Origin of the sequence: Sphingobacterium sp. UBA3519, assembly GCF_002377215.1 — a bacterium.
In the GTDB taxonomy this organism is placed as follows: Bacteria; Bacteroidota; Bacteroidia; order Sphingobacteriales; family Sphingobacteriaceae; genus Sphingobacterium; species Sphingobacterium multivorum.
In genome coordinates this window covers 313,993-339,448 of sequence record NZ_DFPI01000026.1, presented here as the reverse complement: position 1 = coordinate 339,448, position 25,456 = coordinate 313,993, and the positions used below count along the sequence as shown (strand labels likewise).

The window sequence follows — 25,456 nt, the reverse complement described above, 5'->3', positions numbered from 1 at the left end:
AAATGAGCAGTCAACAAACATTGTTTCAGAAAGAGCTTGTACAACAAGCGTTAAAGCAATCTTTCGTGAAGCTAAATCCTAAAATAATGTTCCGTAATCCAGTGATGTTTACCGTGGAAATCGGGACGTTGATTATGGCCGTGGTTTGTCTTTGGATAATGTTCGGAGAAAAATCACAAGGTACACTTGGTTATAATTTTACAGTATTTCTTATCCTATTTTTAACCTTGCTGTTTGGCAATTTTGCGGAGGCAATTGCCGAAGCCCGCGGAAAGGCGCAAGCAGATAGTCTTCGGAAAACTCGGGAGGAAACTCCTGCAACCCTGCGCGATGGTCGGGTCGTTTCATCCGCTCAATTGAAAAAAAATGATGTTTTTGTTTGTCAGGCTGGTGATGTAATTCCATTGGATGGGGAAATTATCGAGGGGTTGGCGACAATAGATGAAAGTGCAATTACCGGTGAATCAGCACCGGTGATCCGCGAGGCTGGGGGCGATAAAAGTTCAGTTACAGGTGGCACCAAGGTTTTATCCGATCGAATTGTCGTGCAGGTAACGACAGAACCGGGTGAAAGCTTTCTGGATAAGATGATCGCACTGGTCGAAGGGGCAAGCCGCCAAAAAACACCTAACGAGATTGCCTTAACCATCCTTTTGGCAGGTTTTACACTTGTTTTTATTATCGTAACGGTGACCTTAAAACCATTTGCGGATTATGCCAATGTCGGTATCACCATTGCTTCGTTTATTTCACTTTTTGTCTGTCTGATTCCAACGACAATAGGTGGTCTTTTATCGGCGATTGGTATCGCGGGAATGGATCGCGCACTTCGTGCAAATGTTATTACAAAAAGTGGCAAGGCAGTTGAAACGGCGGGTGACATTGATGTCTTGTTGCTTGATAAAACTGGAACCATTACGATCGGAAATCGTAAGGCGACAAATTTTTACCCCGCCGATGGTGTCATGAAAGAAGCGCTGGTACGTGCAGCAACATTGAGCTCCATGGCGGATGAAACACCAGAAGGGAAATCAATTGTTGAATTGGCTGGTGTCAACCCATCGAGCTATAAGGTCGAAAACCCGGCATTCATTAAGTTTACCGCCGAAACCCGTAGCTCGGGAATAGACTTTGAACAGACACGTATTCGTAAAGGTGCAACAGATGCTATTCGAAATATCATTGTAAAGGCTGGAAATCTATTTCCTCAGGAAATAGATGAGCGCGTAAAGCTTATTTCTCAAAATGGGGGGACCCCATTGGTCGTAGCCGAGAATGAACAAGTACTCGGTGTCATAGAATTGCAGGATGTGATAAAACCCGGGATTCATGAACGCTTTGAAAGGTTGAGAAAAATGGGTATTAAGACTGTTATGGTGACAGGAGACAATCCGTTAACGGCCAAATATATTGCAGAAAAAGCAGGGGTGGATGATTTCATCGCCGAAGCGAAACCCGAAGACAAGATGAACTATATCAAAAAAGAACAGCTTGACGGGCGATTGGTCGCCATGATGGGGGATGGTACAAACGATGCTCCGGCACTTGCACAAGCGGATGTTGGTGTAGCAATGAATAGCGGTACGCAAGCTGCAAAAGAGGCTGGAAATATGGTCGATCTCGACAATGATCCGACCAAATTGATCGAGGTTGTGGAGATAGGTAAGCAATTGTTGATGACCCGGGGTACGCTGACAACATTCAGTATTGCAAACGATGTTGCCAAATATTTTGCGATTATTCCGGCCCTGTTTATTGCGGCAATACCGGCACTTCAAGGTTTAAATATTATGCAGCTCAGTAGTCCACAAAGCGCCATACTATCGGCTGTCATCTTCAACGCAATTATTATCCCATTACTGATTCCTTTGGCATTAAAGGGAGTTGCATACAAACCTATAGGCACAAGCGCATTGTTACGGAGAAACCTGCTCGTTTTTGGACTTGGTGGAGTGCTCGTTCCATTTATTGGTATCAAGGTCATAGACCTGCTGGTTTCGCTATTTATCTAATACATTTTTAATAATTAAAGCAAAGATGAAAACACATATATATCCAGCAATAAAGATTACAATAGTTTTATTGCTCCTGCTGTCAGTTGTATATCCGGCCCTTGTTTGGGCAATAGCTCAGATAGCACCTAATCATGGAAAAGGGGAAATGCTAGCGTACAACGGGCAAAAGTATTACAGAAATATTGGACAGGCCTTTACGCGTGATGATTACTTCTGGTCGCGTCCTTCCGCTGTTGGTTATAATGCAGCAGGATCGGGAGGAAGTAACAAAGGACCCTCTAATGGGGAATATCTTTCGGAAGTTAAGGCCCGTATTGATACGTTCTTAGTCCACAATCCCACCGTAAAACGCGAACAGGTACCGGTAGACATTGTTACAGCCAGTGGCAGTGGTTTGGATCCAGATATCTCGGTAGAGGCCGCAAAAATACAAATCGATCGTGTTGCGAAAGCAAGAGGTATATCGGTAAATAGCTTACAGTCTCTCGTTGATGCTCACGTTCAGACCCCTCTATGGAATATGTTTGGACCTCGCAAAATCAATGTCCTTGAACTAAATATTGCTTTGGACAAGATGGTTGAAAAATAAAATTGACCTGATGGGTCATTGATTTACACTTTACAAGAACGATATACATGAAAAAACTAGCGATGTTGGCCTGTTTACTCGCAGGAGCAACACAATTATTTGCACAGCAAGATACAACTCAAAATACCCAATTGTCTATCAGTGGTTACCTTGAAGCATATTACCTTCGGGACTTTAACAACCCAATTGGAAATACACGCCCAGGCTTTGTATATAGTCACAACAGAACAAATGAAGTAAACATAAACTTGGCACTTTTAAAAGCTGCGTACGAAACAACCAATACACGTGCAAATCTTGCTTTTGGTGTCGGTACATATATGAATGCGAACTACAGTGCGGAACCCGGTGTCTTAAAAAATATTTACGAAGCGAATGCCGGTGTTCGTATCTCGAAAAAACATAATTTATGGATCGATGCTGGAATATTTTCTTCCCATTTGGGCTTTGAAAGCGCTATAGGAAAGGATAATTGGACTGTAACAAGGAGTATTTTTGCTGATAATTCCCCTTATTTTGAAACCGGCGCAAAAATATCCTATACATCCGCATCAGGAAAACTATTTTTAAGCGGGCTTATTTTAAACGGATGGCAGCGGATTCAACGGGTGGATGGTAGCAGTTTACCTGCATTTGGACATCAATTAGTCTATAAACCGACAGCTAAATGGACTATCAATAGTGGTTCTTTTATTGGCAGTGATAAAGCGGATAGCGTCAGACAGATGCGCTATTTTCATAATCTATATGCCATTTATCAAATGAATGAAAAGCTGGGAATTACATTCGGATTTGATATTGGAGCGGAACAAAAAGCAAAAGGTAGCTCAACGTACAATGTATGGTACACGCCTGTGTTAATTGCACGATATGCGACGACCGAAAAATTTAGCTTAACAGCAAGAGGAGAATATTACAACGATAAGCATGGTGTAATCGTTTCGACTACGACAGATCAAGGTTTTCAAACGTTTGGCTATTCTTTAAATGCAGATTATGCAATTCTTCCCAATGTCGTTTGGCGCACGGAACTACGTAATCTCACCAATAAAGATGCTATTTTCCTTGATCGGACAAATAAGTTGGTGAAAAATAGTTTGACGGCTGTCACAGCACTTACAGTTAGTTTTTAAAACAATCGTTCCTGTCGTGTGTTGGATCGGCAGGGACTTTCTGAAATGAAAGGCAATAAAAATGGAAGAAAGGAAAAGCGCTGAACACTTTTTGGACCTTATCCGAAAATCGAGAAGAGGTCGCTTCAAACTTTATATCGGCATGAGTGCAGGCGTCGGAAAAACTTACCGCATGTTACAGGATGCCCATACACTTTTACAGGGAGGAATCGATGTGCGTATTGGCTATATTGAGACACATAATCGGAAGGAAACCCATCAATTGCTGGATGGTCTACCCGTTATAGCCCGACGCCATCTTTTTTATAAAGGCAAACAGTTAGAGGAACTGGATCTTTATGCTGTTTTGAATTCACATCCTGAGGTAGTCATTATCGATGAGCTGGCACATACCAATATTGAAGGTAGCAAAAATACCAAAAGGTGGCAGGATGTTATGGAGATTCTGGAAGCCGGGATTAATGTGATCAGCGCTGTAAATATCCAGCATATTGAGAGTTTAAACGAGGAGGTTAAAGCGATTACAGGGGTTGAAGTACAAGAACGTGTCCCTGACAGTGTTATTGATTCCGCCGATGAAGTCGTTAACATTGACCTTACTGCAGAAGAACTTATCATCCGCCTAAAAGAGGGCAAGATCTATGACGCTTCAAAAATTCAGGCAGCACTTCAAAACTTCTTTAAAAGCGAACATATCTTGCAATTGCGGGAAATGGCGTTGAAAGAAGTGGCTTCCCAGGTTCAACGTAAAGTGGAGATCGAAGTTCAACCTCAACGATGGGTACGAAAGGAGCGTTTCCTGGCTTGTATAAGTTCCAATGAAATAAAAGCAAAAAACGTGATCAGAAAAACAGCGCGCTTAGCAGGATATTACAATAGCAGTTGGTTTCTGCTGTATGTACAGTTGCCAAAAGAGCGTGGCGATCGGATAGCCTTAAATAAACAGCGACACCTGATCAATAACTTTAAGCTGGCGACAGAACTTGGTGGTGAAATTATCAAAGTGGAAAGTCATAGTGTGGCAAAAGAGATTATCGCTTTGTGCGAGCTCCGCAAGATCACCACAGTTTGTATTGGTAAACCACGATTATCTCTTTTAAGGATGTTACTTGCTAAGGATACATTTAGCAAATTGCTGACGCAACTGTCGACCGAAGATATCGACCTGATTATATTGTCATAATGATAAAGGTAAATTGTGAATAAGATGAAAATAAAAACGAAACTTACCTTTGGTGTAGGATCACTTTTTCTCATGATCTTTCTACTCGCCACTTTAAGCGGCTGGTATGTAAACCGGTTAAAAAAGGATACCGCAAATATATTGACAGCAAATTACAACACGCTGCTGTATGCCAAGAATATGTTATTGGCTTTGGAGGAAATTCCTGTTGAAAAAACTGCTTTTAAGAACTTCGAGGTCAACCTTGACAAACAACGGAGAAATGTTACTGAAGTCGGAGAGCAACAAACAACGAACGCGATTGCTGAACATTTTTTAAAACTGAAATATAAGCCCTTAGACATCACTATCATCTCGTCCATCAGAAAGGATATTGCTTTGTTAATGGAGCAAAATATGACGGCAATTTCTAGGAAGAGTATTGTTGCGGATCGCACCGCAGAACATGCAATTTTGGTCATTTCATTTGCTGGGGCACTCTGTTTTATTATTGCTTTTATATTGCTGGTCAATTTGCCGTCCAATATAGCTGATCCCATAGCAAAATTGACAGCGAGTATTCGACAGATTGCAGGACAGAACTACAAAGAACGAATTCAGGTACAGAGCGGAGGTGAGTTTGCTGAACTCGTCGCTTCATTCAATTCCATGGCAGAGAAACTTGAAGAATACGCTGAAAGTAAACTTGAAAAAATTTTAAAGGAAAAAAGTCGAATCGAGTCTCTTGTGGATCATATGCATGATCCGGTGATAGGCTTCGACGAAGAGCGACGTGTTATTTTTGTCAACGAGGAAGCGCTTCGCATCACCAATCTACATAAAGATCAACTTCTCGGAAGATCTGCTTTGGCGGTTTCAGATGAAAATGATCTTGCTAAAGATATTTTTAAAGACCTGTTCCTTCCCGTGGAGCAACGTGAAAAGAATGCTGTTAAAATTTATGCGGACGATAGAGAAAGCTATTTTGAGAAAGATGTTATCGATATCAATGTTTTGCCGACTGGTGAACTGGAATCAAAGTTTATTGGGCAGGTGGTTATCCTAAAGAATATTACGCCATTTAAGGAACTTGATCTTGCAAAAACAAACTTTATCGGCACCGTTTCTCACGAGTTCAAAACACCTATTGCTGCGATTCAGATGGGGGTTCAATTGCTGGAAAATGAACAAATAGGCCATCTGAATACCGAACAGCTCACCTTGTTAAACGGAATAAAAGAGGATTCTAACCGACTGCTTCAAATAACCGGTGAACTGTTAAATATGACCCAGGTTGAAAGTGGTTCCATCCAAATTAACTTACATACGACAGAAATACAGCCTATTATTGAATATGCTATCATGGCGAATCAATTTGCTGCGAATCAAAAAAATATACACTTTGTTATCGAGGTAGATCCCAAAGTGAAAGCTATCTTTGCTGACAATGAGAAAACTGCCTGGGTTCTTACCAATTTTCTTTCCAATGCGATACGTTACTCGCATGAAGATTCGGTCATTCGTATAGGGGTGGAAAATAACGAACTTAAAACAAAATTTATCGTTACCGACAGCGGGCAGGGGATCGAGCCTAAATATCTGGATAAAATATTTGCACGCTACTTCCGTGTACCAGGGTCCAAAAAAGGTGGAACAGGACTTGGTTTAAGTATTAGTAAAGAGTTTATAGAAGCGCAAGGAGGCGAGATTGGTGTTGAAAGTGATTATGGCGCAGGAAGTTCTTTCTATTTTTCATTACGTACTGCTATTCCCGATAATTAATACATACTAATCGGATCGTATCTGTTCCTATAGTGTATTATGACAACACGACAAAGTTGGATAAGGTGAGAACAGTTTTTGAGATTATAAGTGGTGCCGGCGAGCCACTCATAATCTCAAAAATGGATTAATGGTTAACTAAAGCCATAGCACCTTCGCTGTATCGAGCTCCGATATTAGGGTATTTATGGAGTATTTCATCGATTGTTTTTAAATCATCATTCGATAATTGTATGTCAAGGGCGCCCACATTTTCTTCCAGGTATTTTCTTTTTTTAGTTCCTGGAATGGGAATGATGTCATTTCCCTGTGCCAGTACCCACGCTAAAGCGAGCTGTATAGGACTACAGTTTTTATCTTTTGCCAGTAGAGAGAAGTCGGCGACCAATTGTGCATTGTTCAAAGCATGTTCGCCTTGATTACGCGGTAAGGTTCTTCTAAAGTCGTCCGAAGCGAGATTTTCTAGATTTAAAGAATTTGAAAATAATCCACGCGCTAGCGGTGCATAAGGAATTAAACTTATCCCCAATTGACGTACAGTCTTTTGGATTTCTTTTTCTACATCGCGTGTAAGGAGCGAATATTCGCTCTGTAAAGCAGCTATAGGGTGTACGGCATTTGCTTTGATGATTGAGGCGGGGGATGCTTCGCTTAAGCCAAGATACCTCACTTTTCCTTCTTTAACCAATTCCGCCATAGCGCCTACGGTCTCTTCGATGGGAATATTGGGATCTACGCGATGTGCATAATAAAGATCTATGGTATCTATTCCAAGGCGTTTTAAACTTTTTTCCACCGCTAATTTTATCCATTCGGGCGAGCCATCGAAGTAGGTGTTTGCCGTACCACTTGGACCTGCTACTTCATCTTTAAAGCGAAACCCAAATTTTGTTGCAATAAAAACTTTGTCACGGTTGGGAACAAGTACTTTTGAAATAAGCTCCTCATTGGCACCGTTGCCGTACATATCTGCGGTATCCCAAAAATTAATGCCTAGGTCCAATGCTCTTTCCAATGTAGCAATACTCTCTTTCTCGTCCGTAGGTCCGTATGCAAAGCTCATTCCCATACAACCTAATCCAATCGCAGAGAGTTTTTCATTTGTTGTTCCAAGATTTCTATATTTCATAATAATGATATTTTGTTTAATACAAAAGTATACATGGAATAAACGAAGGGAGTTAAGACAATCAAACAGATTGTTATACAATTCAAACAGTACCGCTTCGGACTTGGTTTGGGGACATCCCCGTTTGCTTTTTGAAGAAATTGGTGAAATAGGAAGGATATTCAAATCCTAGGCTGTAGGCAATATCCGATATATTCCAATTGGTATGCAACAACAAAGCTTTGGCTTCTTGGGCCACACGGTTTGCAATGTGTGTACTGGTGGTTTTGCCTGTGGCTTCTTTTACCGACCTGTTGAGGTGATTGATATGAACCGAAAGCGCATGAGCATAATCTGCAGGGCTTTTCAACTGTAGGCTAAGCTGAAGGGTATTGATTGGAAATTGTCTTTCTAACAGCTCAAGAAATAGTCCCGATACCCTGGTTGAAGCGTTGGTATAAGATCCAAAACTCGCTGCGGGACTCGATTTCATGGTTTCATGAATTAGAAGATGTAGATAACTTCGCAACATATCATCTTTATGAACGTAGCTTGAGTTCATTTCAACTACCATCTTCTGGAAGATTGCAGAAATTTCTGCTAATTGTGTTTCATCCGGAAAATAGATCGGATTGCTGCCTATCTTGAACAGCGGGGAGTCTTTTAGACTTTCTATCCGTTCACTATGCTGTATAAATTCCTCTGTAAATATACAATACCATCCTGATTGTTCTGAGGATTCCGGTTCCCAAGCATAGGGGACAACCGGATTCGCAAATAACATGGCCGGTTTATCGATTTGTATCCACTTATCTGCGTAATATAGTTTTCCACGCCCTATAATAAGGGAGGTTTTATAAAAATCACGGCGATTGTACGGAGATACGACGGTACAGGATTCTCTACTGAAAACATTGAAATGCCCAATTCCGGTATTATTTAGCGGCAAATCCAAATTAGTTAAACCTGGTTGCCTTTTGTAAAAATCTGTTACACTTTCGGCTGATTTCATATCACTAAATTAAAAAAAGTGAAACAATCCTAGGTCATAAATGGATCAGTTTCTCAAAAATGAATTCCAATTTTTGGTTAGCTAATGGTATTTTATTTAAACTGTTTGTGATCTTGTTCGTATTTTTGCCTTATCCAATAATTGTTTTTCTTTATCACAAAGATACCCTTTACATGTTATGGCCATGATTAAAATTTATCATAATAAAAATTGTAGCAAGAGTTGTAATGCATTGGAAGTGCTACAGCATCAAGCTCTGGATATAGAAGTGCAGGAGTACTTAAATGATGTTCCAACCAGAGACCAGTTGATTGAATTATTGGGGCAACTCAATTTAAAACCTTTGGAACTTATCAGAAAAGGAGAATCTGTTTTTCAGGAAAAATTCCAAAATCTTCATTTGACCGATGAGCAATGGATCGATGCGATGTTAACGTATCCGGTCTTAATTGAGCGACCTATCGTTGTAAAGGATGGTGTAGCCGTAATTGGTCGACCTATTGAAAAAGTTGTAAAGCTCATTCTGGCTAAACAATAAAGTTGGATTGATCCCTGTAACTTCTTTTTTATGAAGCATTTTATGAATATATTGACAGCTTTGTTCGATATTTTTTTTAAACTATTTGTCTGATCTAACTCATACTTATCTTCAGTGATCTGAACAGACTATTATTTGAGCAAATTAAGTTTATTGATGTCAAAGAGGCTATCTATGGTTATGTTTACTTAATCAAGGGCTTGCTGACGTATTCGGATGCAATATGCTGGTCATTTTTTTCTTATCATTTTCAAGGGCAACAAAGGAAAGATCAGACAGTACTCGGATTCTAGCTTTCGACAGTGCTTAGTCAGTGCTTGTTCAGTGATTACTCAGTGCTTGTTCAGTGATCATTCAGTGTAGACTGAATAAACAATGATTGACTACTGTCTAAAAATTGATTTAAAACTGTTATTAGATACAATTTGCTATCAATGTATTTCAGTTTTATCCTTGATGTCTATGACCTACTCTAGTAAATAAGGAAATCATACAGTCTACTTGTATTTAATTGGTTAAAATATTTGAAATTAACAATTGTCATGTTGTTTTCAAATATTGATTGTTAAGCTACAAATATCGCTAAGTTTTGACCTAATATGGGTTGCAGATTTAAGGGGTGAATAATTATGTGCAGATTTACGGTGATCAATGAAAACATGGGGTATGTTTTCACGATTTTACAGATTTAAATACTTCATTAAATATTTTTAGTTTGAAAAGAGTCCTCATTATCCTGTTCATATTGCTGGTTTCATTTTTAATTGCAGCGTTTTTTATAAAAGTCAACAAGAGGGAAACCTTACTCTATAAGATACAGCAGTGGGTTAGCTACGATGCAGCAGAATGGGAAAATTACAAAAAAAATAAGCAGCTATTGGCTTCCGGAGCCACCGAAGTAACGACGACAGAAGTGACGGCTGCCGAAGATGATCTATATCCGGTCGATACGAATCGCATATCGCCGGAATTTAGGGCTTTAGAAATCGAAAAAATTAAAAAGGCAGATTTTGGGCGAATAGTAATAGCAAAGTTACGACCCGATCATGAGGATGCACAAATTGCATTAATTCATCTCACAGATCGTAAATTGACCGATGTGATAATCAATTAGAAGATTAATATTAAAGTTGGAACTTGTTTTGAAAACCCAAAAACAGCAGGTAATTATCGCTGTGTAAGTTGTATGATTTTACTTTACAATCGAGAGAAGAAAGATTGGGTTGAAGCTCCAAACGGCGAGAATTTCTTGAAAAATGCCTATGATTTCTACCAGGCGTCCGAAGGGGATATTTGGCAAGCACGCGAGCTGTCCATGAGAATCCCGTACGATTATGCGCTGGTACCAAAATATAGTAAGTAAGATTTCTTTTAAGTAGTTAATATCAATACCGTTATGTTTAAATTTTTGAAAGAATTATTGAATGCGGCAAAGGAAGGTGTAAATGAAGCCAAAGATGAACTTACTTTGAAAGCCGAAGAGGAAAAAAGGGCGGGAAGTTTAGTATCTGATAACACTGTACTTCTGAATATTCCTTATGAAGAACAGTTTGGTAATGCGCTAGGAGCCGCATTTAGAGTGATTGTTTTTGGGGATTGGTTTACGGTATTCGGAAGTACCGGAGATGATGGTAGTTATCCGATTCACTTATATCAATTTGGTAATTATCCAAGAATTGATCAATATAGAAGTGATTTTATCAAATTGCTAAAGAGAGATTTTGGTATAACGGATAGAGAAACTTGTCTTCAAATGTTGAGTTCATACTTTACGTTACTTGGGATAGAAAAGACAGGGACCGCATTGGAGGGAAAAAACGGCAAAATTGATACATCCATTTGGGATATCTCCAAATCAGGGGTAAATGCCTTTGTTGTTGCTGTAGTGAGTCATATTACGACATCCGCAACGGACGTTGGATATTTAACAAAACCTGTGGCATTAAATGTTCTCAAGAGTTTGTCACTATATGCGAGAAAGCATTTTATTGATTGGTTGCAATTTTCCGATTATTTCCTGGAAGGAGAAGATCAAGTTGGTGTAAACAGTAAAATTGGGAAATCTTACTTGAAAAGGTATATTGGGTATCTTAAAGAAAAGAAAGGAAGTCCTTGGAATAATATCGCATGGTAGAATGGTAATCATTCCGTCTGAGTGTTGTCTCACGTGGCCTTCACATCCACTACATTTTACAGCTTTGGATTTGCTGTATCAATTTGAACAACAAATCGCTCAGAAACAACTCGGTGACCATAGCTATTTCGAAGGATTAGATGCTATCGAGAAAGATGAAGGGGGAATTCCGATGTTCTATCTGACTTGTGGAAGTTAATTTCTTTTTGTGGAATAAATGAATTCTAAAGGCATCATTTTGGTTCTCAGTTGTGTGTTGATCGTTGTCATGTTGATAGAAGTCTATAGGAAAAATGTAGCTAAGAAATATTTATACGGTGTTAAAAAAAGCTATGAAATGAATGATCATTTTGAGACAGATAAATTAAGAAAACTGTCATCACGTCCCTTTTTATTTGGTATAGAAGATAATCTGCTAAGTGACGAAGATTATTTTTTTGATGAAAATTATTTCTACGCTGTCGGTCGAAGAGGCGGGGCAGGTAGATCCTTTAGGTTAGTGGATATCATTGAGCTTCGTAGGACATCGACTCAAATTAATAATCACTATATCTGGCAAGTCGTCGTTCAATTGGATAGTAAGGGACAGTCCATTTTCAGTTTTACGCATAACTATTCCCTCTGGAATAGGAATTTCTATGCTTTTTATCAAAAAATACGGGAACTAAATCCACATGCAATCAAATCAAAATGGAGTTTGTGGAGGATGTAACAAATTCAATTTCAGCGTTTGTTTTGTACAGAAAAAGTTGTCGTAACTAAAACCGTAATCTAATAACTTTTGTTATCCTAAGTAAAAGTTTATGGGCAAATTACGATTATTGATCATGAATGTGTTGGCAATTTTTATTTATGGAGCTTGTCAATTTCCTCAGCGCCCACCACAATCCAGTACAAATGAATCTAATCACAAGGCACAAGAATTACCTTCTAACGTAACCTTTTTTGGTGGTGGAAGATCTAAGGAAATGAATATGGTATCAGGGAAAACAGATACTATTTTCATTTCAGTCCATCAGGCAGATTCGGTTCTTATCAAAATAAAAACTCCCATGGATACAGCCAATGTACGAATTAGTCAGCTTTTTCTGCCCGATGGTTCTTCTGATGGCCCTTTTGGCAAAGAGTTTACCTATAGATTTAAAGATATTGGCCAATATCATATTACTGTGAATGAGAATAAAATGATAGGGAATCATTATTCAGGGCCATATCTAGTGCAAATTGTGCCAATAGTTCAATCTTTCTAGGCTATTCGACATCACCTTTGTATTTAATCGTATTATTTACATAAAGTGCTGATTTTTTAGCATCATATTTATAGTTATCCTTTTGGTAAATGTCGTTTTCAACTTTATCTAGGATGACGGTTTTTTTACTGTCATCAGGTATGAATAATTCTACCTTTGATTTATCCTCGCTAAGGACAACAAAGGCACTAATGACAGCTTTTCCTTCTTCTTTCTCCGTTGGATTTAGGCGTAAGCCAACATTAAAGACCTGGATACATCGTTGTTTGATCTCACTCCAAGTTTGTCCTGCCGCGACCAAACAACCGTGCTCATCCTTGTTGCCGCCGATTGACGGGGTTACTTCTTCCTTGCTTTGATCACCTGCTTCTTTGGATTCATTGTTCTTGGGAGTATTATTACAGGCCGTGAAAGTAACAAGACTCATTGCTATAAATGCTAATTTTCTCATTTAAATCGGTTTTTATATGTTCCATGAGGTTCGTACAATAAATATACCACAGTCATCAGTTTATTCTTTAATCGACCCACTACGTTAAATTTTCCTCCTTTAATTAGCTATAAAGTGTATCTCTACAGTATCGCAGAAAAATGTGTAGCGTAGGTCAATATTGTCATAGGACAAGTCGAATTTCTGTATAGTTTATTAATATTGTGATGTCGTTCAATGTAGCCTTTTATCTCAGTACATTGAACGGAATGATTTTAAACCGGTGTAGATAGATAAAAGGATTCTTATCATTTAAAACATCCTATGAAACATAAAGATCAACCTGTAAAAAAATTGGTTTCGGTTATTTTAGTTGAAAAGCAGCTAGCCGATGTTTGGAAATACTGGAATGATGCTGATGCCATTATGCAATGGAATATTCCATTTGACGATTGGCACTGTCCGGCTGCTGGTATCGATTTTAGGGAAGGAGGGATGTTTAATTTTAGAATGGAGCAAAAAAATAGTCGCGAAGGATTTGATTATGTGGGTGTGTACGATGAGATTATTTGGATGGAGTCTATTGAAAGTAACAGTGGGGGAAGAAAGTGTATTGTGGAATTTCAGGCGATTGACAACAATACAATTATTCGCGAAACTTTCGACCCTGATCCGTTTACAAGTTTGGACCTGCAACAGTCTTTTACCGATGGGGTCTTGTTAAGTTTTAAAAAATTTATAGAAAACAAATCGCTGTAGAAGCGTGTTGCTAATGATAAAAATATAGACCATTTAGTATAAATTATGCGTGAAATAGAATCGAAAAGCGGTTATGCACCTGCTAACGGGATAAAACTTTACTACGAAATATTTGGCACAGGAAAACCTCTCGTTCTTATTCATGGTGGTGGCTCCTCCGGTTTTTCGGATTTTGAGGAGACTGTAAAAAGGTTGCATGATCAGTATCAGTTGATTTTGATAGATCTCCAAAATCATGGAAGATCCGATCATCGATCCTCAGCTGAAACATTCGAGCAGGATGCCAAAGATATTTTGGCTGTTCTAGATTTTCTTTCCATCGGAAAAGCTTCGTTTTTTGGCTTTAGTAATGGAGCGACAACCCTTTTGAAATTTGCGACGATGTATCCAGACAAGGTCGAAAAGCTGATAGCAGCATCTGGAAATACCAAAAGAGAGGGGCTTCTGGATGGTTTTTTTGAAAGTATGGAAGCGTCAACTATTAACGATATGCCGCCATTTCTGAAAGAGAATTTTATGAAGCTGAACCCAGATCCAGAGAAGTTTAGAAATATGTATGAAAAAGACAGCCAGCGCATGATACACTTTCAGGATTTTGACGCCGAATCCTTAACGCGTTTGACCTGCCCCGTATTTTTGCTAGGCGGAGACCAAGATGTTGTGAAAACGACACATTTAGCTGCTATGCAACAGCAGATTCCTGCTGCACGATTACTTATTCTACCGGCAAATCATGGCAACTATATGATGGCTGATTTTAATGGCGATGTCAACGTTGAACTGATTGATTTTACATTAAAACAAGTACAACAATTTTTGGAATCTAAATGATGTTCGGGTTATCGAATAACGGAGCCCTAATGATTTATCGGTAATTACGCATATTGCGTTCCAATTTGCGCATGCGCTGTTCATTTTTCCCGTCAACACGCGATGCAACCGCCCATATGGCTGCGGGTATCCAACCAAGTATAGTTATCTGAAGGATCAAACAGAGAATGCCACTTAGAATTTTACCACGTAAAAAAAACGATAACCAAGGAAGTAAAACTGCTATTAGTATCATAAGTAAAAGGTTTATAAACATTAAAATACAAAATTACGGTATTCACTACTAAAAATTGCAAATAATATCAACTTAAGCAAAATAAGTAGTTTTTTTTAGAATTGTAATGTATTGATATATAACGCTTAGTGGTTTTGCCCTGTTAGCTTATGTAAATGTTAAGAAAACTTAAAACATGCTATTGGATAGCCAAATTTAAAAATTTTAAGGAGGAGTGGCACCAAAGTTGATGTTTCCCTGTCGAATATTTTAGATGCAGATTACATATAATAAATGACGGAAAACATGGGAAACGATAATAATATTATTGAGAATTTAAACAGCAAATATCATGGATATCTAGAAGATGAGGGGAAATGGCTCAATGAAGGATTTAAGAATATTTTCATCGATGGGGAACCAAGTAAAGCAAATCTGAAAACCTCGGTTTATCTGATGTTACCCCAAGAGATCAGAGAATATGTCGATCAGTTGTTGCCCAACGATTGATTATAAAATTATACGAACAAGTAAATCAAATTAAAAGTTTACTAGGATCAGTTTGTCCTGATTTTAGTAAACTTTCTTCTTTAAAAAAAAGGACCAGTGAATCTTATTAAATGCCGAATTCTTTCACGGTTTGGCAAATTTGCTCTTTTTGTTTTCGGCTTAATACGTTCAACATGGTCAGGGTTTCTTTACCTTGAAAAGTCTCAAGCTCAAGTCTCGGACCCAACCAATTGCTTTCAATAATGCGGATATTAACGATTTGAATGTAGGGCACGAATACCAGCACATCCAAATCTGCCAAAGCCCAGACACTCCCGGTCTTTTTTTCGATCCGTTTAAAATACAATCCTTTTTTATCTGTCCGGGCTCGGATAACTTTCCTGCTGTTTTTTAGAAGAAGGAAGCCGCCGATAATAAAAGATAAGTGGAGTAACAGCATAAATAATGAGACTAAAAAGCGAAATACGTCTTTAAAGTCAAGTACCATGGCGCTGAAATTCTCTTTAAGTGAATTATGAGGATGATAACCGATAAAACAAGTCGATATCCCCATTAAAATCAAAATACTGCCAATGATAATGGATCGCCAATTTGGTAGGTAATAATTGATAAAGGTTTCACTGTCTGTAACTGCTAATTTTCTCCTTTTCATATCTAAATATAGGGACCTTATAAATTGACTGCATCGAAGAATTACAATTCGTTCAGAAGCATTTATAATTCGACAACTATTAGTTATAAGGGCATGAAGTCTGTTTTTGAAATTATTATGAACTTGTTTATTGGTCGCATCGAAATCCATGCTACCGAAGATTGGACCACTGTACATCTGCTATCTGGATGAGGTTGATACGAAAGAGTTAGGATACATTTACACTATAAATCAAACTATTTAATGAAATGAATTATAACATTAGAAAGGCAAGTCTTGAGGATCTTGATCAAGCAGCAACGTTATTCAATCTTTATCGAATTTCTATAGACAGGAATCGGATTTGGAAAAAGCCAAAGAATTTTTGAGGGAGCGATTTTTGAACGGAGAGTCAGAAATCTTTTTGGCAATTCAGGGCGAACATACGGTTGGTTTTGTTCAGCTTTATAAATTGTTTCATTATACTAAATTGCAGCGGCAGTGGTTGTTGAGTGATCTATTTGTGCATCCTGATCATCGGAGTAAAGGTCTTTCGGTTCGGCTTATAGATCGAAGTAAAGCTTGGTGTGAAGAGACTGGAGCTTGTGGTCTGATGCTTGAGACCGAGAAAACAAATGTTATCGGTAATAGTCTTTATCCGAGGTGTGGATTTGAATACGACGGCATGCATAACTATTATCATTGGTGGCGATAACTTTAATTGGATCGTCAGTGCACTCCAGCGCCTGGCGATCCAATTGGCAACTGAGATTAATTAGACGGCATCGACAGTCATTTTACCCCATTGGGCACTGCTGCCTGGATTAAGATTTTGAATCCGTGCTATCACTTCATCACCCACTGTTTTGTCAAAAATATTTTTCATAATTTCAATTTACGAAATAATAATCTACATTAATTGAAGTATAATATCACATTTAAAGGCTCATCGTTTACAGTTACTTTCTTTTCGGTAGGCCCACTTTTATTGCTGTACCTCAATGTATAAGACTGATTTTTTTTCACGATAAATGTTAAATGATCATTCGCATCCTGCAGTTTAGTAGCAGTCGAGCCTCCGCCAATTTGATCATTTCCTTGGAAGATATCTACATTGCATTTTGTTCTTCCTTCCGGTTGACATTGATCCTTACTGAGATACATGGTTACGTTTAGACGGGTGTAAGATTTGTCCTTCAATTGTTGGCTATATTGCTGATTGAATAGATCAATATAGCGCTGAGAAACATTATCGGCATACACTTCTGTTTCACTCCACGCCGGGAATGAGGTAGCTGCCGGTTTGTAGGAAGCCGCATAAATAGAATGTTCCTTGCTATTCGGATCGGCTTTACCCGCGTCTGCTAAAAACCAGCTGTAATTCAGGTCTTTGTCCGGATAATATTCAGTAAAATACCATTTACCATTAATCCACACCTCGACCCAACTGTGGTTACCACGGTTGTCATGCCAGTTTGGCGTTCCCGCAATCCGAGCCGGTATACCTACTGATCGCAATGCGTCGATCAATAAAATGGATAATCCGGTACAAGAAGCCATTCCTTGGCTTATCGATTCAGATGGATTTTGATCTGCTTTTTTTCGTTGCGTATTGTAATCGACTTTCACTTCATCTCTGATATTCTTATTTATGGCTACAATGGCATCTTTTATCGTTTTGCTATTTGTCACATATTTTGAGAAACGATCGTAGAAGTCACCACGCCAATCGTCGAGATCTTCAGAAAATACCCGATAGGGCAATACCTCATTTAGAAAAATTGAATCTGGAATTTCCTTTGCCCAGGAAAACGTTGATCTTGCCTGGTAAGCCTTTTCAATATTATGGATAAGATGCTCTTAATAGTCGTTAAATCATTCTTGGGCATATAAGCTATGAGAAAAGCTGCCCCTTCACGCATTTCTTTGGGTAGATTTGCTAGTACTTTCTCTAATTCAGTGCGATTCATGCCGGCAGCTTTTAGTGCATTTTTGACCGGTTTTTGATACTGACTTGGCAACGAGGAAAGCTTGAAATCTTGTGCAGATACGTTGAAAAAAATGGCTGTAGACAAACAGCAGAAAACGAAAGAAAATACCTTTTTGAACATCATATGAGCTTGCTTGTTCTTGATCTATTTAAATTAACACAATTTGTATATTTCAAACATAGATAAATTGATTTTTATATGTAAGAATACGTTTTATAGTCTGACTAGTAGCTTGGAAGCCCAATTTACTTAGTGATGTTTCTGAATTTGAGCAGAAGGACTCCCAAATAGCAAGCGACCACGAATGATGTACTTTTGGATTGCGCTGCACTTCTAAAAAGTCAAAAGGTGTTAATCCCGCACAATTTCATTTGCAAATGAATACAAATTTATTTTAGTTTGAAGATCTTTACGGCAAAGTAAAGATCATAACCCAAAAAATAATTTAAATGACAATTCCGATGAAGCCGTTTCATTTTCTATATTATAGTGTATGCTGTCTGATCCTTTTATCGGGTATGCTGTATTCCTGTCAATCGCAAGATCCAGACAGGGTGATACTTGAAAAATTGGATAGAACCTTTAATGCATCCAAATTTTATGGCCCCAAGATAAAAAGGAGCGAAGAGTTGCTGCATGCGGACGTTAAAAGTATGGATAAGAAAGAGTTGAAAGAAGTCTTTGAAACTGCCATATTTAAAAAGGATACGCTTGCTGTTTTTAATTCAGAAGGGAGTTTGCCAACACCATTTTATATCGAGTCTACTGCAGCCTGGGGAACACGAAAATTAAAGCCGGTCAGAGATTTCGGTTATCGTTACACCACGGTTTCTTACAATGAAGATAAGGACACCATAGCCATATTAAACGGAGTTCCTTTTCCAGCGTTGACAGTGGCAGAGGATAAAAATGGTGAATTTGCTTATCTATATGCACTGAAGACTTCAAAAAATAAAGATGATTTTCAAAATATTTACAACTATCTACAGAAGACGTTTACAAAATTGAAGGTTCAAGATGATGCGGGAAGTGATATAAAAGGTTGGGAAAATAAAGACTTTTACTATTTTTTGCATAAAAAAAATAGAAGGGAAGAACAGATTTTTTCATTTGGAGAAGATGAAGACGACAAGCCGACGACTACAGACATCACCGATATCCGTTTGGAAATTTATTCTAAAATTTACATCCAAAATATGCAAAAAGAGCAGGTTTACTTACCGGATTATATTCCCAGTGTTAATTAACAGCCTTTAAAAATGGGGCACCGGTAAACTTGTTACAAATCTGCATGGACGATTTTGTTTATATTTACGTCCTTGTAAAAAAATCAATCAAATCGTTTTGTTTTTATGTCCGATACTCAAATACCGACTTCCGTTTATGCAGATACCAAACCACATTATGCAGTACTTGACGGGTTACGCGGTGTAGCAGCTATAACTGTTGTTTGCTTTCATATTTTTGAAGCCTTTGCGACGAGCCATTTAGACCAGCGTATTAATCACGGTTATTTGGCCGTTGACTTTTTCTTTATGCTTTCAGGTTTTGTCGTGGGCTATGCTTATGACGATCGTTGGAAGACAATGACAATAAAAGAATTTATCAAGCGTCGGATAATACGTTTACATCCGATGGTTGTAATGGGTGCGATCATTGGAGCAGTCATGTTTTATTTTCAGGGATGTTCTGTTTGGGATGTGACTAAGGTGACATTTTCTTCGCTGGCAATCGCGACCCTTTTGAATGCCTTGTTGATTCCTGCCATTCCAGGGCAAGAAGTGAGAGGGCTTGGGGAGATGTTTCCATTAAATGGGCCGAGCTGGTCGTTGTTTTTCGAATACATCGGTAATATTCTGTATGCATTGATTATTCGTAGATTTTCAACCAAAGTATTGGCTGGGCTCGTTGTTTTATTCGGGATAGGGTTGGCGGCCTTTGCGATATTGGGACCTTTGGGAGATATCTGTGCTGGTTTTTCACTCACAGAAACGGAATTTACGGCGGGTTCACTTCGTCTTTTGTTTTCATTTACAGCAGGCTTATTCTTATCTAGAGTATTTAAGTCTTTACAGATCAAGGGCGCATTTTGGATTTGTAGTTTGATCCTAGTGCCACTTTTGGCTATGCCGCGCATTGGTGGTGCCGAGCAACTATGGATGAATGGTTTATACGACACGCTATGTTGTGTCGTGGTTTTCCCTTTACTCGTTGTGTTAGGCGCTTCTGGCAAGGGCGGTAATGGTATTACAAGTTGGCTTTGCAAGTTTTTAGGTGATATATCCTATCCTTTGTATATGGTACATTATCCCTTTATCTATCTATACTATGCTTGGGTTAAGAATGAAAATCTGAGTTTTGAAGAGTCGTTGCCCGGAGCAGCGGCTGTCGTGATCGGAAGTATTGTGCTTGCATACGGCTGTTTGAAGTTATACGATATACCCGTACGGCAATATTTGTCAAAACGATTTCTAAAGGCAAAAGGGAAATAGATGCTAGCAAACTAATCCTATTATTTATTATAAAATAAGAAAACACCATTTTTTGGTGTTTTTTTATGCATGTTACCTAGGACAGTGATCTGTACATAGAGAAAATATCTTGTCATGTTAAATAACGCTTCAATGTCAGTCTTTTTCAAAAAAAACGTTGTTATATTTCGACGAATAAAATACCAAATAGAAGCCTAAAGGGCTTCGGTATACCGTTGGATCTGAAGCAAGAATATGATGAGCGGGGAAGTCCATCCACAGTTTTAAGCGTGCGGATTGGTAAGGACAGACTGTTTCGATCTTGCCTTTGTAAACTTTGGATACTTTACCCGCACTTACGACGTTGAAATAAATCGAATCGTTATCCTTTATGACAAAATTGTAGCTATTATATTGCCAGTCAGCTTGTTTTCCTGGGAACAGGTCACGCTTTATGTGGTAGGTACCATAATAATCTTCTTTTTTTAGGATTTTTGGGCTCGTGATCCATTGAAAAAATTGAGACAAAGAAAAAAGTATAATTGCGCCACCGATCAGAGATAAAATTGCATACCCGAAGAATCGTCTTTTTGTGATAACCCCGCATAACAGCAGAATTATCAGCAACGGTATAAAGATAAATACTCCAAATCCCATATTTTTAGACGTTGTGTAGAAAGCTCCTTTCTAAATTGAAAGTTTAACTAAAGTAGCCCCATAGCTACCAAATCCAATACAGTATGCCTTCTATTGGCTAATTTATTGTTGACACATGCTTCAAGGATTTTTTTGACACCATTTGAATAAGAATCATGTCCGAGGACCTTGGTCTCAATTTTAATTTCATCATTTTTATCTTTGATCACAATCTGATGGTAGGCATGCTTTTCTAAGTAGGCAACGGGAATATGGATTTTATAAGCTTGCGTTTTTGCATCGCGAATAGAGATAACGCGTTCATGAGCGACATGTAAAGAATTGGCTATATGATAAGCTGTACCTGGTTCAGTAAGCTTGGAGGACTGATGAGACTCCATAATAGATATTTCGTAGTCTTTGAAATTATGACCAAATTGTTGAAGCATATGGAGTGTTTTTAGCAAAAGTATGGAGGTATTTGGGCAAATGACAAGTGGAAACGCTGTCTCGAGCTTTTCGGTCTCTAGCCCTGTAGACAATTCAATGAATACCGAATCCGTACGTGCACAAAAATCAAGACAATCTTGCAGCTCCCGACCCGATCCGGCATGTATAATGATCGATGGCGACGACGTTGTAATGGATGGCTGCCAAGGTAGAATTTCTACATTGGGGATGGAATAATCGGCTTCCAGTATCGCGTTTGCCAGTTCTCCTGATCCAACTACAAAGGCTTTTTTTGTATTCATATTGTTTGTTTTATCAAAACATCTGCTATCCTTTTGACTATGAAACGATAAAATGATACCGGATGAAATTGCAATGAAGTAAAGGTTATGCTTGAGCCGGGTAAGTTACAAAAATAGACGGTAAAATTTAATCTTTGCTATTATGGAATTATTCTTTTTTTACGCATTTCGTCAAAGAGCTGATAAAACATTTGTTCGGTGTCAATAAATTCATGAAAGCCGAGACGCCTTGCCTTTGTGCCATCGGCAAAAAAATCATAATTCCAAGAAAATACAAAATCGCCAAAAGGCCAAGCTGAAACTTGATCATAGCTATAGCTTAATAAATGCTTTTCTTTTAATTTTTGCCATAAAGGCTCCTTGTCTGCCATCATTGTGTTGAGTGATAGCGGAATAGGATCAGCGCTTTCCATATCAAAATAGGCCGCTAATTTGGGCCATAGTTCCTTCCAGCGGAAGAGATCGCCGTTGTTAATGTTGAAGGCTTGATTGGCCGCTTGTGGATTGGTCGAGGCCCATACCGTTGCTTTGGCTAATAGTGTTGCATCGGTCATTTCCATCAATGTCTGAAAAGCGCCAATTTTTCCTGGAAATCGAAGTGGAATACCGAGTTCTTTTGAGATAGATGCATATACAGCAATGAGCATCGCTAGATTCATGGGATTATTGGGGGCCGTTCCACCAACAACTGACGGACGCATCGCTGACCAAGTCCATTTCTTACCCTTTTGCAATTGTTCGAGGTATTGCTGTTGGCTGGTATTGAATTCCGGCGGCATATGTCCGGCATCTGATTCTTTGGCTGGTGTCTTGAAAGGGCCCAGATGAGCACCATATACTTTATACCCTTGCATTAAGCTGATGTGCTGAAGATCACTTGCTACCGGTTCCACCGCGGTCAAAACATTGCTTAGCATTTTCATATTGGGCTCCACTAGCTCAGCCCAGGTCGGTCTATCCTGATAAGCAACGTAGTAAATATGGGTTACGGTATCCAAGTTGCCTAGCTTTTTGAGACAATCGGCTATATCCAATAAATCTACAGCGATAAAACGAACGTTAGCCCGATCGGCATTTGCTCGTCGTGATAAACCTATAATTTCCCATTCCTCCATCTTTTCAAGATAGTCTATGAGATTGTTGCCAACAACGCCATTGGCGCCAACAACTAAAGCGGTGTTTTTTCTAGTCTTCATCTTTCTATATTACTTATAGGGCCAAAGTTAGTTGGAAGCTTAGTGGGTTTTAATGTAAAAATCCAATATAATTAGGTATATTTCTGAAATGAAACGTTATCGTCAGTTTGAACCGGTGCTTATTTCAGGGTTTAAGATACTTGAATGGACTCATCCGGAACACAATCACAATCATTACGAGTTCATTTTTATTCGTGAGGGGACAGGGCGACATATTGTTAATGGGCATTCATTTCCTTACAAAGCAGGGTCGATCTTTCTACTAGGGCCAGATGACCAACATTATTTTGAAATCGAACAACTCACCCATTTTGTATATCTTAAGTTCACCGACGCCTACCTGGGTCGTAACAGTTCGGGTTCTACGTCCGCTATACAACAGCTGGAATATCTTATAAAAAGTAGAGAAACTCATCAGATGGGGTTTCAGTTAGTTGGAGAAGATAATGCGATAATAACACTGATCTTTGATACCCTTCTCTTATTAAGAAAAGATCAAATTGTAAATCAGGAGCTTATTTGGTTCCAATTATTCAGTGTTGTACATGTTTTGCAGCGGAATATGCCCGAATTGCGTAGCAATAGTTTTAAAAGCCGTGACCTGCAGGCCATGTTTTGTTATATCCATAAAAATATTTACGATCCCAATCGTTTACGGATACAAATAATGGCGGAGCATTTTAACATTGCCAACGATTATCTCGGTATTTACTTTAAACGTCAGGCAGGAATTACCTTACGCGAATATATTCAAAACTACCGCAATACATTAATACGTCAAAGAATAGCAACAGGAAGAGTTACCTTAAAGGAAATTGTCGCTGAATTTGGGCTGACTGATGTAAGTCACCTGAATAAGATTATACATAAAACGTAGTGTATTTCCGTCGATGTATTCAAATCAAATGTAATCTAGCAATAGTTGAGCAAAATAGCTTATGAATGTAATAGGTTACCGGCCGAGGCGGAAAGGATTTAGAGAAGTAAAATACGTATTAAAAATTTTAGAAAATTGAGATGTTATATAGAAATATTGCGGAAGAGATTATCCGATTAGCGCAGGACGACGAATCAATGCGGGAAAAGTTATTGCAGAGGGGAGAGCTTCATGGTGGATATCATGTGGAGATGGAAACAATTCACCGACGGAATGCAAAAAGATTACGTGAAATCATTGCCGAAATAGGTTATCCAACTATTTCAAAAGTCGGCGAAGCAGCTAGCAATTCAGCTTGGCTGATTGTTCAGCATGCGATAGGAGAACCTCAATTTATGCAAGATTGTTATCAGTTGCTTCTTGATAATATCTTGGACGTCAATCTCGCAAATCTGGCTTATTTGCACGATCGAATTCAGGTTTTCAAAAGTAAGCCGCAACGTTATGGGACACAGTTAAGCAGCTGTGGCAGTATTTATCCCGTGGAAGATAAAAATGCAATAAACAGCTTAAGGAGCACAATGAACCTTTTACCCCTTAATCCTAAAGAAATGAATAAATTGAAGATGTGAAGCGAATTCCATTTCTGGATCAGGAGAACGACACCTATAATGAGTGGCGAAAAAAAGTTGGCTGGGTGAATTGATTTTTCGACATTTTTTGTAGATTTGTCGATTAATGACAGGTCAACAAGAAAATATTAAAGAGGAAATTATCTTATCATCCATGAAAGTGTTTGAAACCTATGGATTTGCAAGGGTTTCCATGCAGGATATTTCAAAAGCTTGTGGAAAGGGGCGGAGCACGTTATATTACTACTTTACCAGTAAGATGGATGTCTTTGATGCGATTGCGGAGTACTTATGTCAGCAAGTGTTTGAGGTCGCGAGTAAAACTTATAACAGGGACGCTTCACTGGAAGATAATTTAGTTGGTTTTTTACAAGCAAAACTACGTCAGATTAATTTAATTACGAAACGTTTTCATCTCGCATTCGAAGATATGAAATCCGATCCGGCCCTGATGGTTTCAAAAACACGTTACATGCTGGACGACGAGATTAAGCTGATTCGTGAAATGATTGAATTAGCCGTTAGGAAAGAAGAAATTCAGGCCTTGGAGGAAAAGGATATCCTGTTTTTATCGGAAATGTTAGTGACAACATCACGTTGTTTTGAGCAGGAAGTTTTACTTTTTGATCGTTTTCCGGATTTTGAAGCTAGGCTTTCCTGGTTGACAAGTATATGTGTTAAGGGGCTGCGCTAGCCATTCGACAGGATAACGAGAAAAAGTTATTGTAAATAATAGGGACGTATATCGTTCTTTTTTTAGAAGGTGGTTTCGACAAAAATACAAAATATGTCTATTTTGATTG

31 protein-coding genes are annotated in these 25,456 nt (G+C 38.6%); 21 read left to right on the top strand and 10 right to left on the bottom strand.

What is annotated here, in order from left to right:
* The first annotated feature begins 2 nt into the window (after positions 1 to 2).
* The 5 genes from kdpB (at position 3) to B3297_RS18550 (ending at position 6,681) form a co-directional block, all read left to right on the top strand.
* The gene (kdpB, locus tag B3297_RS18570; protein WP_286779228.1) at positions 3 to 2,012 is read left to right on the top strand and encodes a potassium-transporting ATPase subunit KdpB; all 2,010 of its coding nucleotides are present in this window, start codon (positions 3 to 5) and stop codon (positions 2,010 to 2,012) included.
* A gap of 25 nt (positions 2,013 to 2,037) precedes the next feature.
* Complete coding sequence (locus B3297_RS18565) at positions 2,038 to 2,604, top strand: K(+)-transporting ATPase subunit C (RefSeq protein ID WP_070565439.1); 567 nt, start codon at positions 2,038 to 2,040, stop codon at positions 2,602 to 2,604.
* A 47-nt stretch (positions 2,605 to 2,651) separates the two neighbouring features.
* Positions 2,652 to 3,737 (top strand): porin, encoded by a 1,086-nt coding sequence (locus B3297_RS18560; protein WP_070565437.1) that lies wholly within the window; start codon positions 2,652 to 2,654, stop codon positions 3,735 to 3,737.
* 61 nt (positions 3,738 to 3,798) lie between these two features.
* Positions 3,799 to 4,920 carry a histidine kinase gene (locus B3297_RS18555; RefSeq protein WP_070565435.1) on the top strand — a complete coding sequence of 374 codons (1,122 nt, stop codon included), beginning with the start codon at positions 3,799 to 3,801 and terminating at the stop codon, positions 4,918 to 4,920.
* A 24-nt stretch (positions 4,921 to 4,944) separates the two neighbouring features.
* The gene (locus B3297_RS18550; protein WP_070565433.1) at positions 4,945 to 6,681 is read left to right on the top strand and encodes a HAMP domain-containing sensor histidine kinase; all 1,737 of its coding nucleotides are present in this window, start codon (positions 4,945 to 4,947) and stop codon (positions 6,679 to 6,681) included.
* Between the two features lie 127 nt (positions 6,682 to 6,808).
* Here B3297_RS18550 and B3297_RS18545 read toward each other — a convergent pair whose 3' ends face one another.
* Together B3297_RS18545 and B3297_RS18540 are read right to left on the bottom strand one after the other, a co-directional pair.
* Positions 6,809 to 7,810, bottom strand: coding sequence for an aldo/keto reductase (locus B3297_RS18545; RefSeq protein WP_070565431.1), 1,002 nt, complete (start codon positions 7,808 to 7,810; stop codon positions 6,809 to 6,811).
* An 82-nt stretch (positions 7,811 to 7,892) separates the two neighbouring features.
* A complete protein-coding gene (locus B3297_RS18540) occupies positions 7,893 to 8,801 on the bottom strand; it encodes a helix-turn-helix domain-containing protein (RefSeq protein WP_070565429.1) in 909 nt (302 codons plus the stop codon).
* A gap of 184 nt (positions 8,802 to 8,985) precedes the next feature.
* Between B3297_RS18540 and B3297_RS18535 the strand changes: the two genes are divergently transcribed.
* The 7 genes from B3297_RS18535 to B3297_RS18505 all read left to right on the top strand — a co-directional run bounded on the left by B3297_RS18535 (position 8,986) and on the right by B3297_RS18505 (position 12,723).
* Positions 8,986 to 9,339, top strand: a complete 354-nt coding sequence (locus B3297_RS18535) for an arsenate reductase family protein (protein WP_070565675.1) — start codon at positions 8,986 to 8,988, stop codon at positions 9,337 to 9,339.
* A gap of 715 nt (positions 9,340 to 10,054) precedes the next feature.
* Positions 10,055 to 10,453, top strand: coding sequence for a hypothetical protein (locus tag B3297_RS18530; RefSeq protein WP_217493528.1), 399 nt, complete (start codon positions 10,055 to 10,057; stop codon positions 10,451 to 10,453).
* A 72-nt stretch (positions 10,454 to 10,525) separates the two neighbouring features.
* The gene (locus B3297_RS18525) at positions 10,526 to 10,702 is read left to right on the top strand and encodes a hypothetical protein (protein ID WP_217493527.1); all 177 of its coding nucleotides are present in this window, start codon (positions 10,526 to 10,528) and stop codon (positions 10,700 to 10,702) included.
* Positions 10,703 to 10,735: 33 nt separating this feature from the next.
* Positions 10,736 to 11,473 carry a DUF1266 domain-containing protein gene (locus B3297_RS18520; protein WP_070565427.1) on the top strand — a complete coding sequence of 246 codons (738 nt, stop codon included), beginning with the start codon at positions 10,736 to 10,738 and terminating at the stop codon, positions 11,471 to 11,473.
* A gap of 1 nt (position 11,474) precedes the next feature.
* A complete protein-coding gene (locus B3297_RS18515) occupies positions 11,475 to 11,672 on the top strand; it encodes a hypothetical protein (protein ID WP_070565425.1) in 198 nt (65 codons plus the stop codon).
* 138 nt (positions 11,673 to 11,810) lie between these two features.
* Positions 11,811 to 12,185, top strand: a complete 375-nt coding sequence (locus B3297_RS18510) for a hypothetical protein (RefSeq protein WP_139144972.1) — start codon at positions 11,811 to 11,813, stop codon at positions 12,183 to 12,185.
* Positions 12,186 to 12,276: 91 nt separating this feature from the next.
* Positions 12,277 to 12,723, top strand: coding sequence for a hypothetical protein (locus B3297_RS18505; protein WP_070565421.1), 447 nt, complete (start codon positions 12,277 to 12,279; stop codon positions 12,721 to 12,723).
* A gap of 1 nt (position 12,724) precedes the next feature.
* Here the strand turns inward: B3297_RS18505 and B3297_RS18500 are convergent, their stop codons facing one another.
* A complete protein-coding gene (locus B3297_RS18500; RefSeq protein ID WP_070565419.1) occupies positions 12,725 to 13,174 on the bottom strand; it encodes a hypothetical protein in 450 nt (149 codons plus the stop codon).
* A gap of 303 nt (positions 13,175 to 13,477) precedes the next feature.
* Here B3297_RS18500 and B3297_RS18495 point away from each other — a divergent pair, with 303 nt between their 5' ends.
* On the top strand, positions 13,478 to 13,912 hold the full coding sequence (locus B3297_RS18495) for an SRPBCC domain-containing protein (RefSeq protein ID WP_070565417.1): 435 nt from the start codon (positions 13,478 to 13,480) through the stop codon (positions 13,910 to 13,912).
* A 45-nt stretch (positions 13,913 to 13,957) separates the two neighbouring features.
* A complete protein-coding gene (locus B3297_RS18490; RefSeq protein WP_046674583.1) occupies positions 13,958 to 14,743 on the top strand; it encodes an alpha/beta fold hydrolase in 786 nt (261 codons plus the stop codon).
* A 34-nt stretch (positions 14,744 to 14,777) separates the two neighbouring features.
* Here the strand turns inward: B3297_RS18490 and B3297_RS18485 are convergent, their stop codons facing one another.
* Positions 14,778 to 14,978: a YqaE/Pmp3 family membrane protein gene (locus B3297_RS18485; RefSeq protein WP_046674694.1), complete on the bottom strand. Its 201-nt coding sequence runs from the start codon at positions 14,976 to 14,978 to the stop codon at positions 14,778 to 14,780.
* 285 nt (positions 14,979 to 15,263) lie between these two features.
* On the opposite strand from B3297_RS18485, the gene B3297_RS18480 reads away from it, so the two are divergent.
* Positions 15,264 to 15,467 (top strand): hypothetical protein, encoded by a 204-nt coding sequence (locus B3297_RS18480; RefSeq protein ID WP_139144971.1) that lies wholly within the window; start codon positions 15,264 to 15,266, stop codon positions 15,465 to 15,467.
* A 106-nt stretch (positions 15,468 to 15,573) separates the two neighbouring features.
* On the opposite strand, the gene B3297_RS18475 is transcribed toward B3297_RS18480, so the two are convergent.
* On the bottom strand, positions 15,574 to 16,119 hold the full coding sequence (locus B3297_RS18475; protein WP_070565414.1) for a hypothetical protein: 546 nt from the start codon (positions 16,117 to 16,119) through the stop codon (positions 15,574 to 15,576).
* A 343-nt stretch (positions 16,120 to 16,462) separates the two neighbouring features.
* On the opposite strand from B3297_RS18475, the gene B3297_RS18470 reads away from it, so the two are divergent.
* Positions 16,463 to 16,813 carry a GNAT family N-acetyltransferase gene (locus tag B3297_RS18470; protein ID WP_254667696.1) on the top strand — a complete coding sequence of 117 codons (351 nt, stop codon included), beginning with the start codon at positions 16,463 to 16,465 and terminating at the stop codon, positions 16,811 to 16,813.
* A 200-nt stretch (positions 16,814 to 17,013) separates the two neighbouring features.
* Here B3297_RS18470 and B3297_RS18465 read toward each other — a convergent pair whose 3' ends face one another.
* Both B3297_RS18465 and B3297_RS18460 read right to left on the bottom strand, forming a co-directional pair.
* Positions 17,014 to 17,862, bottom strand: a complete 849-nt coding sequence (locus B3297_RS18465; protein WP_286709993.1) for a transglutaminase-like domain-containing protein — start codon at positions 17,860 to 17,862, stop codon at positions 17,014 to 17,016.
* An 8-nt stretch (positions 17,863 to 17,870) separates the two neighbouring features.
* Positions 17,871 to 18,212, bottom strand: a complete 342-nt coding sequence (locus tag B3297_RS18460; protein WP_286709994.1) for a hypothetical protein — start codon at positions 18,210 to 18,212, stop codon at positions 17,871 to 17,873.
* A gap of 326 nt (positions 18,213 to 18,538) precedes the next feature.
* Here B3297_RS18460 and B3297_RS18455 point away from each other — a divergent pair, with 326 nt between their 5' ends.
* Together B3297_RS18455 and B3297_RS18450 are read left to right on the top strand one after the other, a co-directional pair.
* Entirely contained in the window at positions 18,539 to 19,336 is a 798-nt protein-coding gene (locus tag B3297_RS18455) for a hypothetical protein (protein ID WP_175441983.1), read from the top strand.
* A 105-nt stretch (positions 19,337 to 19,441) separates the two neighbouring features.
* Entirely contained in the window at positions 19,442 to 20,581 is a 1,140-nt protein-coding gene (locus B3297_RS18450; protein WP_070565408.1) for an acyltransferase family protein, read from the top strand.
* A gap of 135 nt (positions 20,582 to 20,716) precedes the next feature.
* Here B3297_RS18450 and B3297_RS18445 read toward each other — a convergent pair whose 3' ends face one another.
* The 3 genes from B3297_RS18445 to B3297_RS18435 all read right to left on the bottom strand — a co-directional run bounded on the left by B3297_RS18445 (position 20,717) and on the right by B3297_RS18435 (position 23,144).
* Positions 20,717 to 21,217, bottom strand: coding sequence for a hypothetical protein (locus B3297_RS18445; protein WP_070565406.1), 501 nt, complete (start codon positions 21,215 to 21,217; stop codon positions 20,717 to 20,719).
* Positions 21,218 to 21,264: 47 nt separating this feature from the next.
* Positions 21,265 to 21,948, bottom strand: a complete 684-nt coding sequence (locus B3297_RS18440; protein WP_070565404.1) for a dihydrodipicolinate reductase C-terminal domain-containing protein — start codon at positions 21,946 to 21,948, stop codon at positions 21,265 to 21,267.
* Positions 21,949 to 22,088: 140 nt separating this feature from the next.
* Complete coding sequence (locus tag B3297_RS18435; RefSeq protein ID WP_070565402.1) at positions 22,089 to 23,144, bottom strand: SDR family oxidoreductase; 1,056 nt, start codon at positions 23,142 to 23,144, stop codon at positions 22,089 to 22,091.
* 88 nt (positions 23,145 to 23,232) lie between these two features.
* On the opposite strand from B3297_RS18435, the gene B3297_RS18430 reads away from it, so the two are divergent.
* The 3 genes from B3297_RS18430 to B3297_RS18420 all read left to right on the top strand — a co-directional run bounded on the left by B3297_RS18430 (position 23,233) and on the right by B3297_RS18420 (position 25,347).
* Positions 23,233 to 24,021 carry an AraC family transcriptional regulator gene (locus tag B3297_RS18430; protein WP_286709996.1) on the top strand — a complete coding sequence of 263 codons (789 nt, stop codon included), beginning with the start codon at positions 23,233 to 23,235 and terminating at the stop codon, positions 24,019 to 24,021.
* 140 nt (positions 24,022 to 24,161) lie between these two features.
* Entirely contained in the window at positions 24,162 to 24,653 is a 492-nt protein-coding gene (locus B3297_RS18425; protein WP_083295905.1) for a DUF6624 domain-containing protein, read from the top strand.
* Between the two features lie 106 nt (positions 24,654 to 24,759).
* On the top strand, positions 24,760 to 25,347 hold the full coding sequence (locus B3297_RS18420) for a TetR/AcrR family transcriptional regulator (protein ID WP_070565398.1): 588 nt from the start codon (positions 24,760 to 24,762) through the stop codon (positions 25,345 to 25,347).
* Positions 25,348 to 25,456 lie beyond the last annotated feature (109 nt).

What these genes read in the sequence shown, in the direction of transcription:
- kdpB (WP_286779228.1), top strand. Translation starts at nt 3, where the DNA reads ATGAGCAGTCAACAAACATTGTTTCAGAAAGAGCTTGTACAACAAGCG.
- B3297_RS18565 (WP_070565439.1), top strand. Translation starts at nt 2,038, where the DNA reads ATGAAAACACATATATATCCAGCAATAAAGATTACAATAGTTTTATTG.
- B3297_RS18560 (WP_070565437.1), top strand. Translation starts at nt 2,652, where the DNA reads ATGAAAAAACTAGCGATGTTGGCCTGTTTACTCGCAGGAGCAACACAA.
- B3297_RS18555 (WP_070565435.1), top strand. Translation starts at nt 3,799, where the DNA reads ATGGAAGAAAGGAAAAGCGCTGAACACTTTTTGGACCTTATCCGAAAA.
- B3297_RS18550 (WP_070565433.1), top strand. Translation starts at nt 4,945, where the DNA reads ATGAAAATAAAAACGAAACTTACCTTTGGTGTAGGATCACTTTTTCTC.
- B3297_RS18545 (WP_070565431.1), bottom strand. Translation starts at nt 7,810, where the DNA reads ATGAAATATAGAAATCTTGGAACAACAAATGAAAAACTCTCTGCGATT.
- B3297_RS18540 (WP_070565429.1), bottom strand. Translation starts at nt 8,801, where the DNA reads ATGAAATCAGCCGAAAGTGTAACAGATTTTTACAAAAGGCAACCAGGT.
- B3297_RS18535 (WP_070565675.1), top strand. Translation starts at nt 8,986, where the DNA reads ATGATTAAAATTTATCATAATAAAAATTGTAGCAAGAGTTGTAATGCA.
- B3297_RS18525 (WP_217493527.1), top strand. Translation starts at nt 10,526, where the DNA reads ATGATTTTACTTTACAATCGAGAGAAGAAAGATTGGGTTGAAGCTCCA.
- B3297_RS18520 (WP_070565427.1), top strand. Translation starts at nt 10,736, where the DNA reads ATGTTTAAATTTTTGAAAGAATTATTGAATGCGGCAAAGGAAGGTGTA.
- B3297_RS18515 (WP_070565425.1), top strand. Translation starts at nt 11,475, where the DNA reads ATGGTAATCATTCCGTCTGAGTGTTGTCTCACGTGGCCTTCACATCCA.
- B3297_RS18510 (WP_139144972.1), top strand. Translation starts at nt 11,811, where the DNA reads ATGAATGATCATTTTGAGACAGATAAATTAAGAAAACTGTCATCACGT.
- B3297_RS18505 (WP_070565421.1), top strand. Translation starts at nt 12,277, where the DNA reads ATGGGCAAATTACGATTATTGATCATGAATGTGTTGGCAATTTTTATT.
- B3297_RS18500 (WP_070565419.1), bottom strand. Translation starts at nt 13,174, where the DNA reads ATGAGAAAATTAGCATTTATAGCAATGAGTCTTGTTACTTTCACGGCC.
- B3297_RS18495 (WP_070565417.1), top strand. Translation starts at nt 13,478, where the DNA reads ATGAAACATAAAGATCAACCTGTAAAAAAATTGGTTTCGGTTATTTTA.
- B3297_RS18490 (WP_046674583.1), top strand. Translation starts at nt 13,958, where the DNA reads ATGCGTGAAATAGAATCGAAAAGCGGTTATGCACCTGCTAACGGGATA.
- B3297_RS18485 (WP_046674694.1), bottom strand. Translation starts at nt 14,978, where the DNA reads ATGATACTAATAGCAGTTTTACTTCCTTGGTTATCGTTTTTTTTACGT.
- B3297_RS18480 (WP_139144971.1), top strand. Translation starts at nt 15,264, where the DNA reads ATGGGAAACGATAATAATATTATTGAGAATTTAAACAGCAAATATCAT.
- B3297_RS18475 (WP_070565414.1), bottom strand. Translation starts at nt 16,119, where the DNA reads ATGAAAAGGAGAAAATTAGCAGTTACAGACAGTGAAACCTTTATCAAT.
- B3297_RS18460 (WP_286709994.1), bottom strand. Translation starts at nt 18,212, where the DNA reads ATGATGTTCAAAAAGGTATTTTCTTTCGTTTTCTGCTGTTTGTCTACA.
- B3297_RS18455 (WP_175441983.1), top strand. Translation starts at nt 18,539, where the DNA reads ATGACAATTCCGATGAAGCCGTTTCATTTTCTATATTATAGTGTATGC.
- B3297_RS18450 (WP_070565408.1), top strand. Translation starts at nt 19,442, where the DNA reads ATGTCCGATACTCAAATACCGACTTCCGTTTATGCAGATACCAAACCA.
- B3297_RS18445 (WP_070565406.1), bottom strand. Translation starts at nt 21,217, where the DNA reads ATGGGATTTGGAGTATTTATCTTTATACCGTTGCTGATAATTCTGCTG.
- B3297_RS18440 (WP_070565404.1), bottom strand. Translation starts at nt 21,948, where the DNA reads ATGAATACAAAAAAAGCCTTTGTAGTTGGATCAGGAGAACTGGCAAAC.
- B3297_RS18435 (WP_070565402.1), bottom strand. Translation starts at nt 23,144, where the DNA reads ATGAAGACTAGAAAAAACACCGCTTTAGTTGTTGGCGCCAATGGCGTT.
- B3297_RS18430 (WP_286709996.1), top strand. Translation starts at nt 23,233, where the DNA reads ATGAAACGTTATCGTCAGTTTGAACCGGTGCTTATTTCAGGGTTTAAG.
- B3297_RS18425 (WP_083295905.1), top strand. Translation starts at nt 24,162, where the DNA reads ATGTTATATAGAAATATTGCGGAAGAGATTATCCGATTAGCGCAGGAC.
- B3297_RS18420 (WP_070565398.1), top strand. Translation starts at nt 24,760, where the DNA reads ATGACAGGTCAACAAGAAAATATTAAAGAGGAAATTATCTTATCATCC.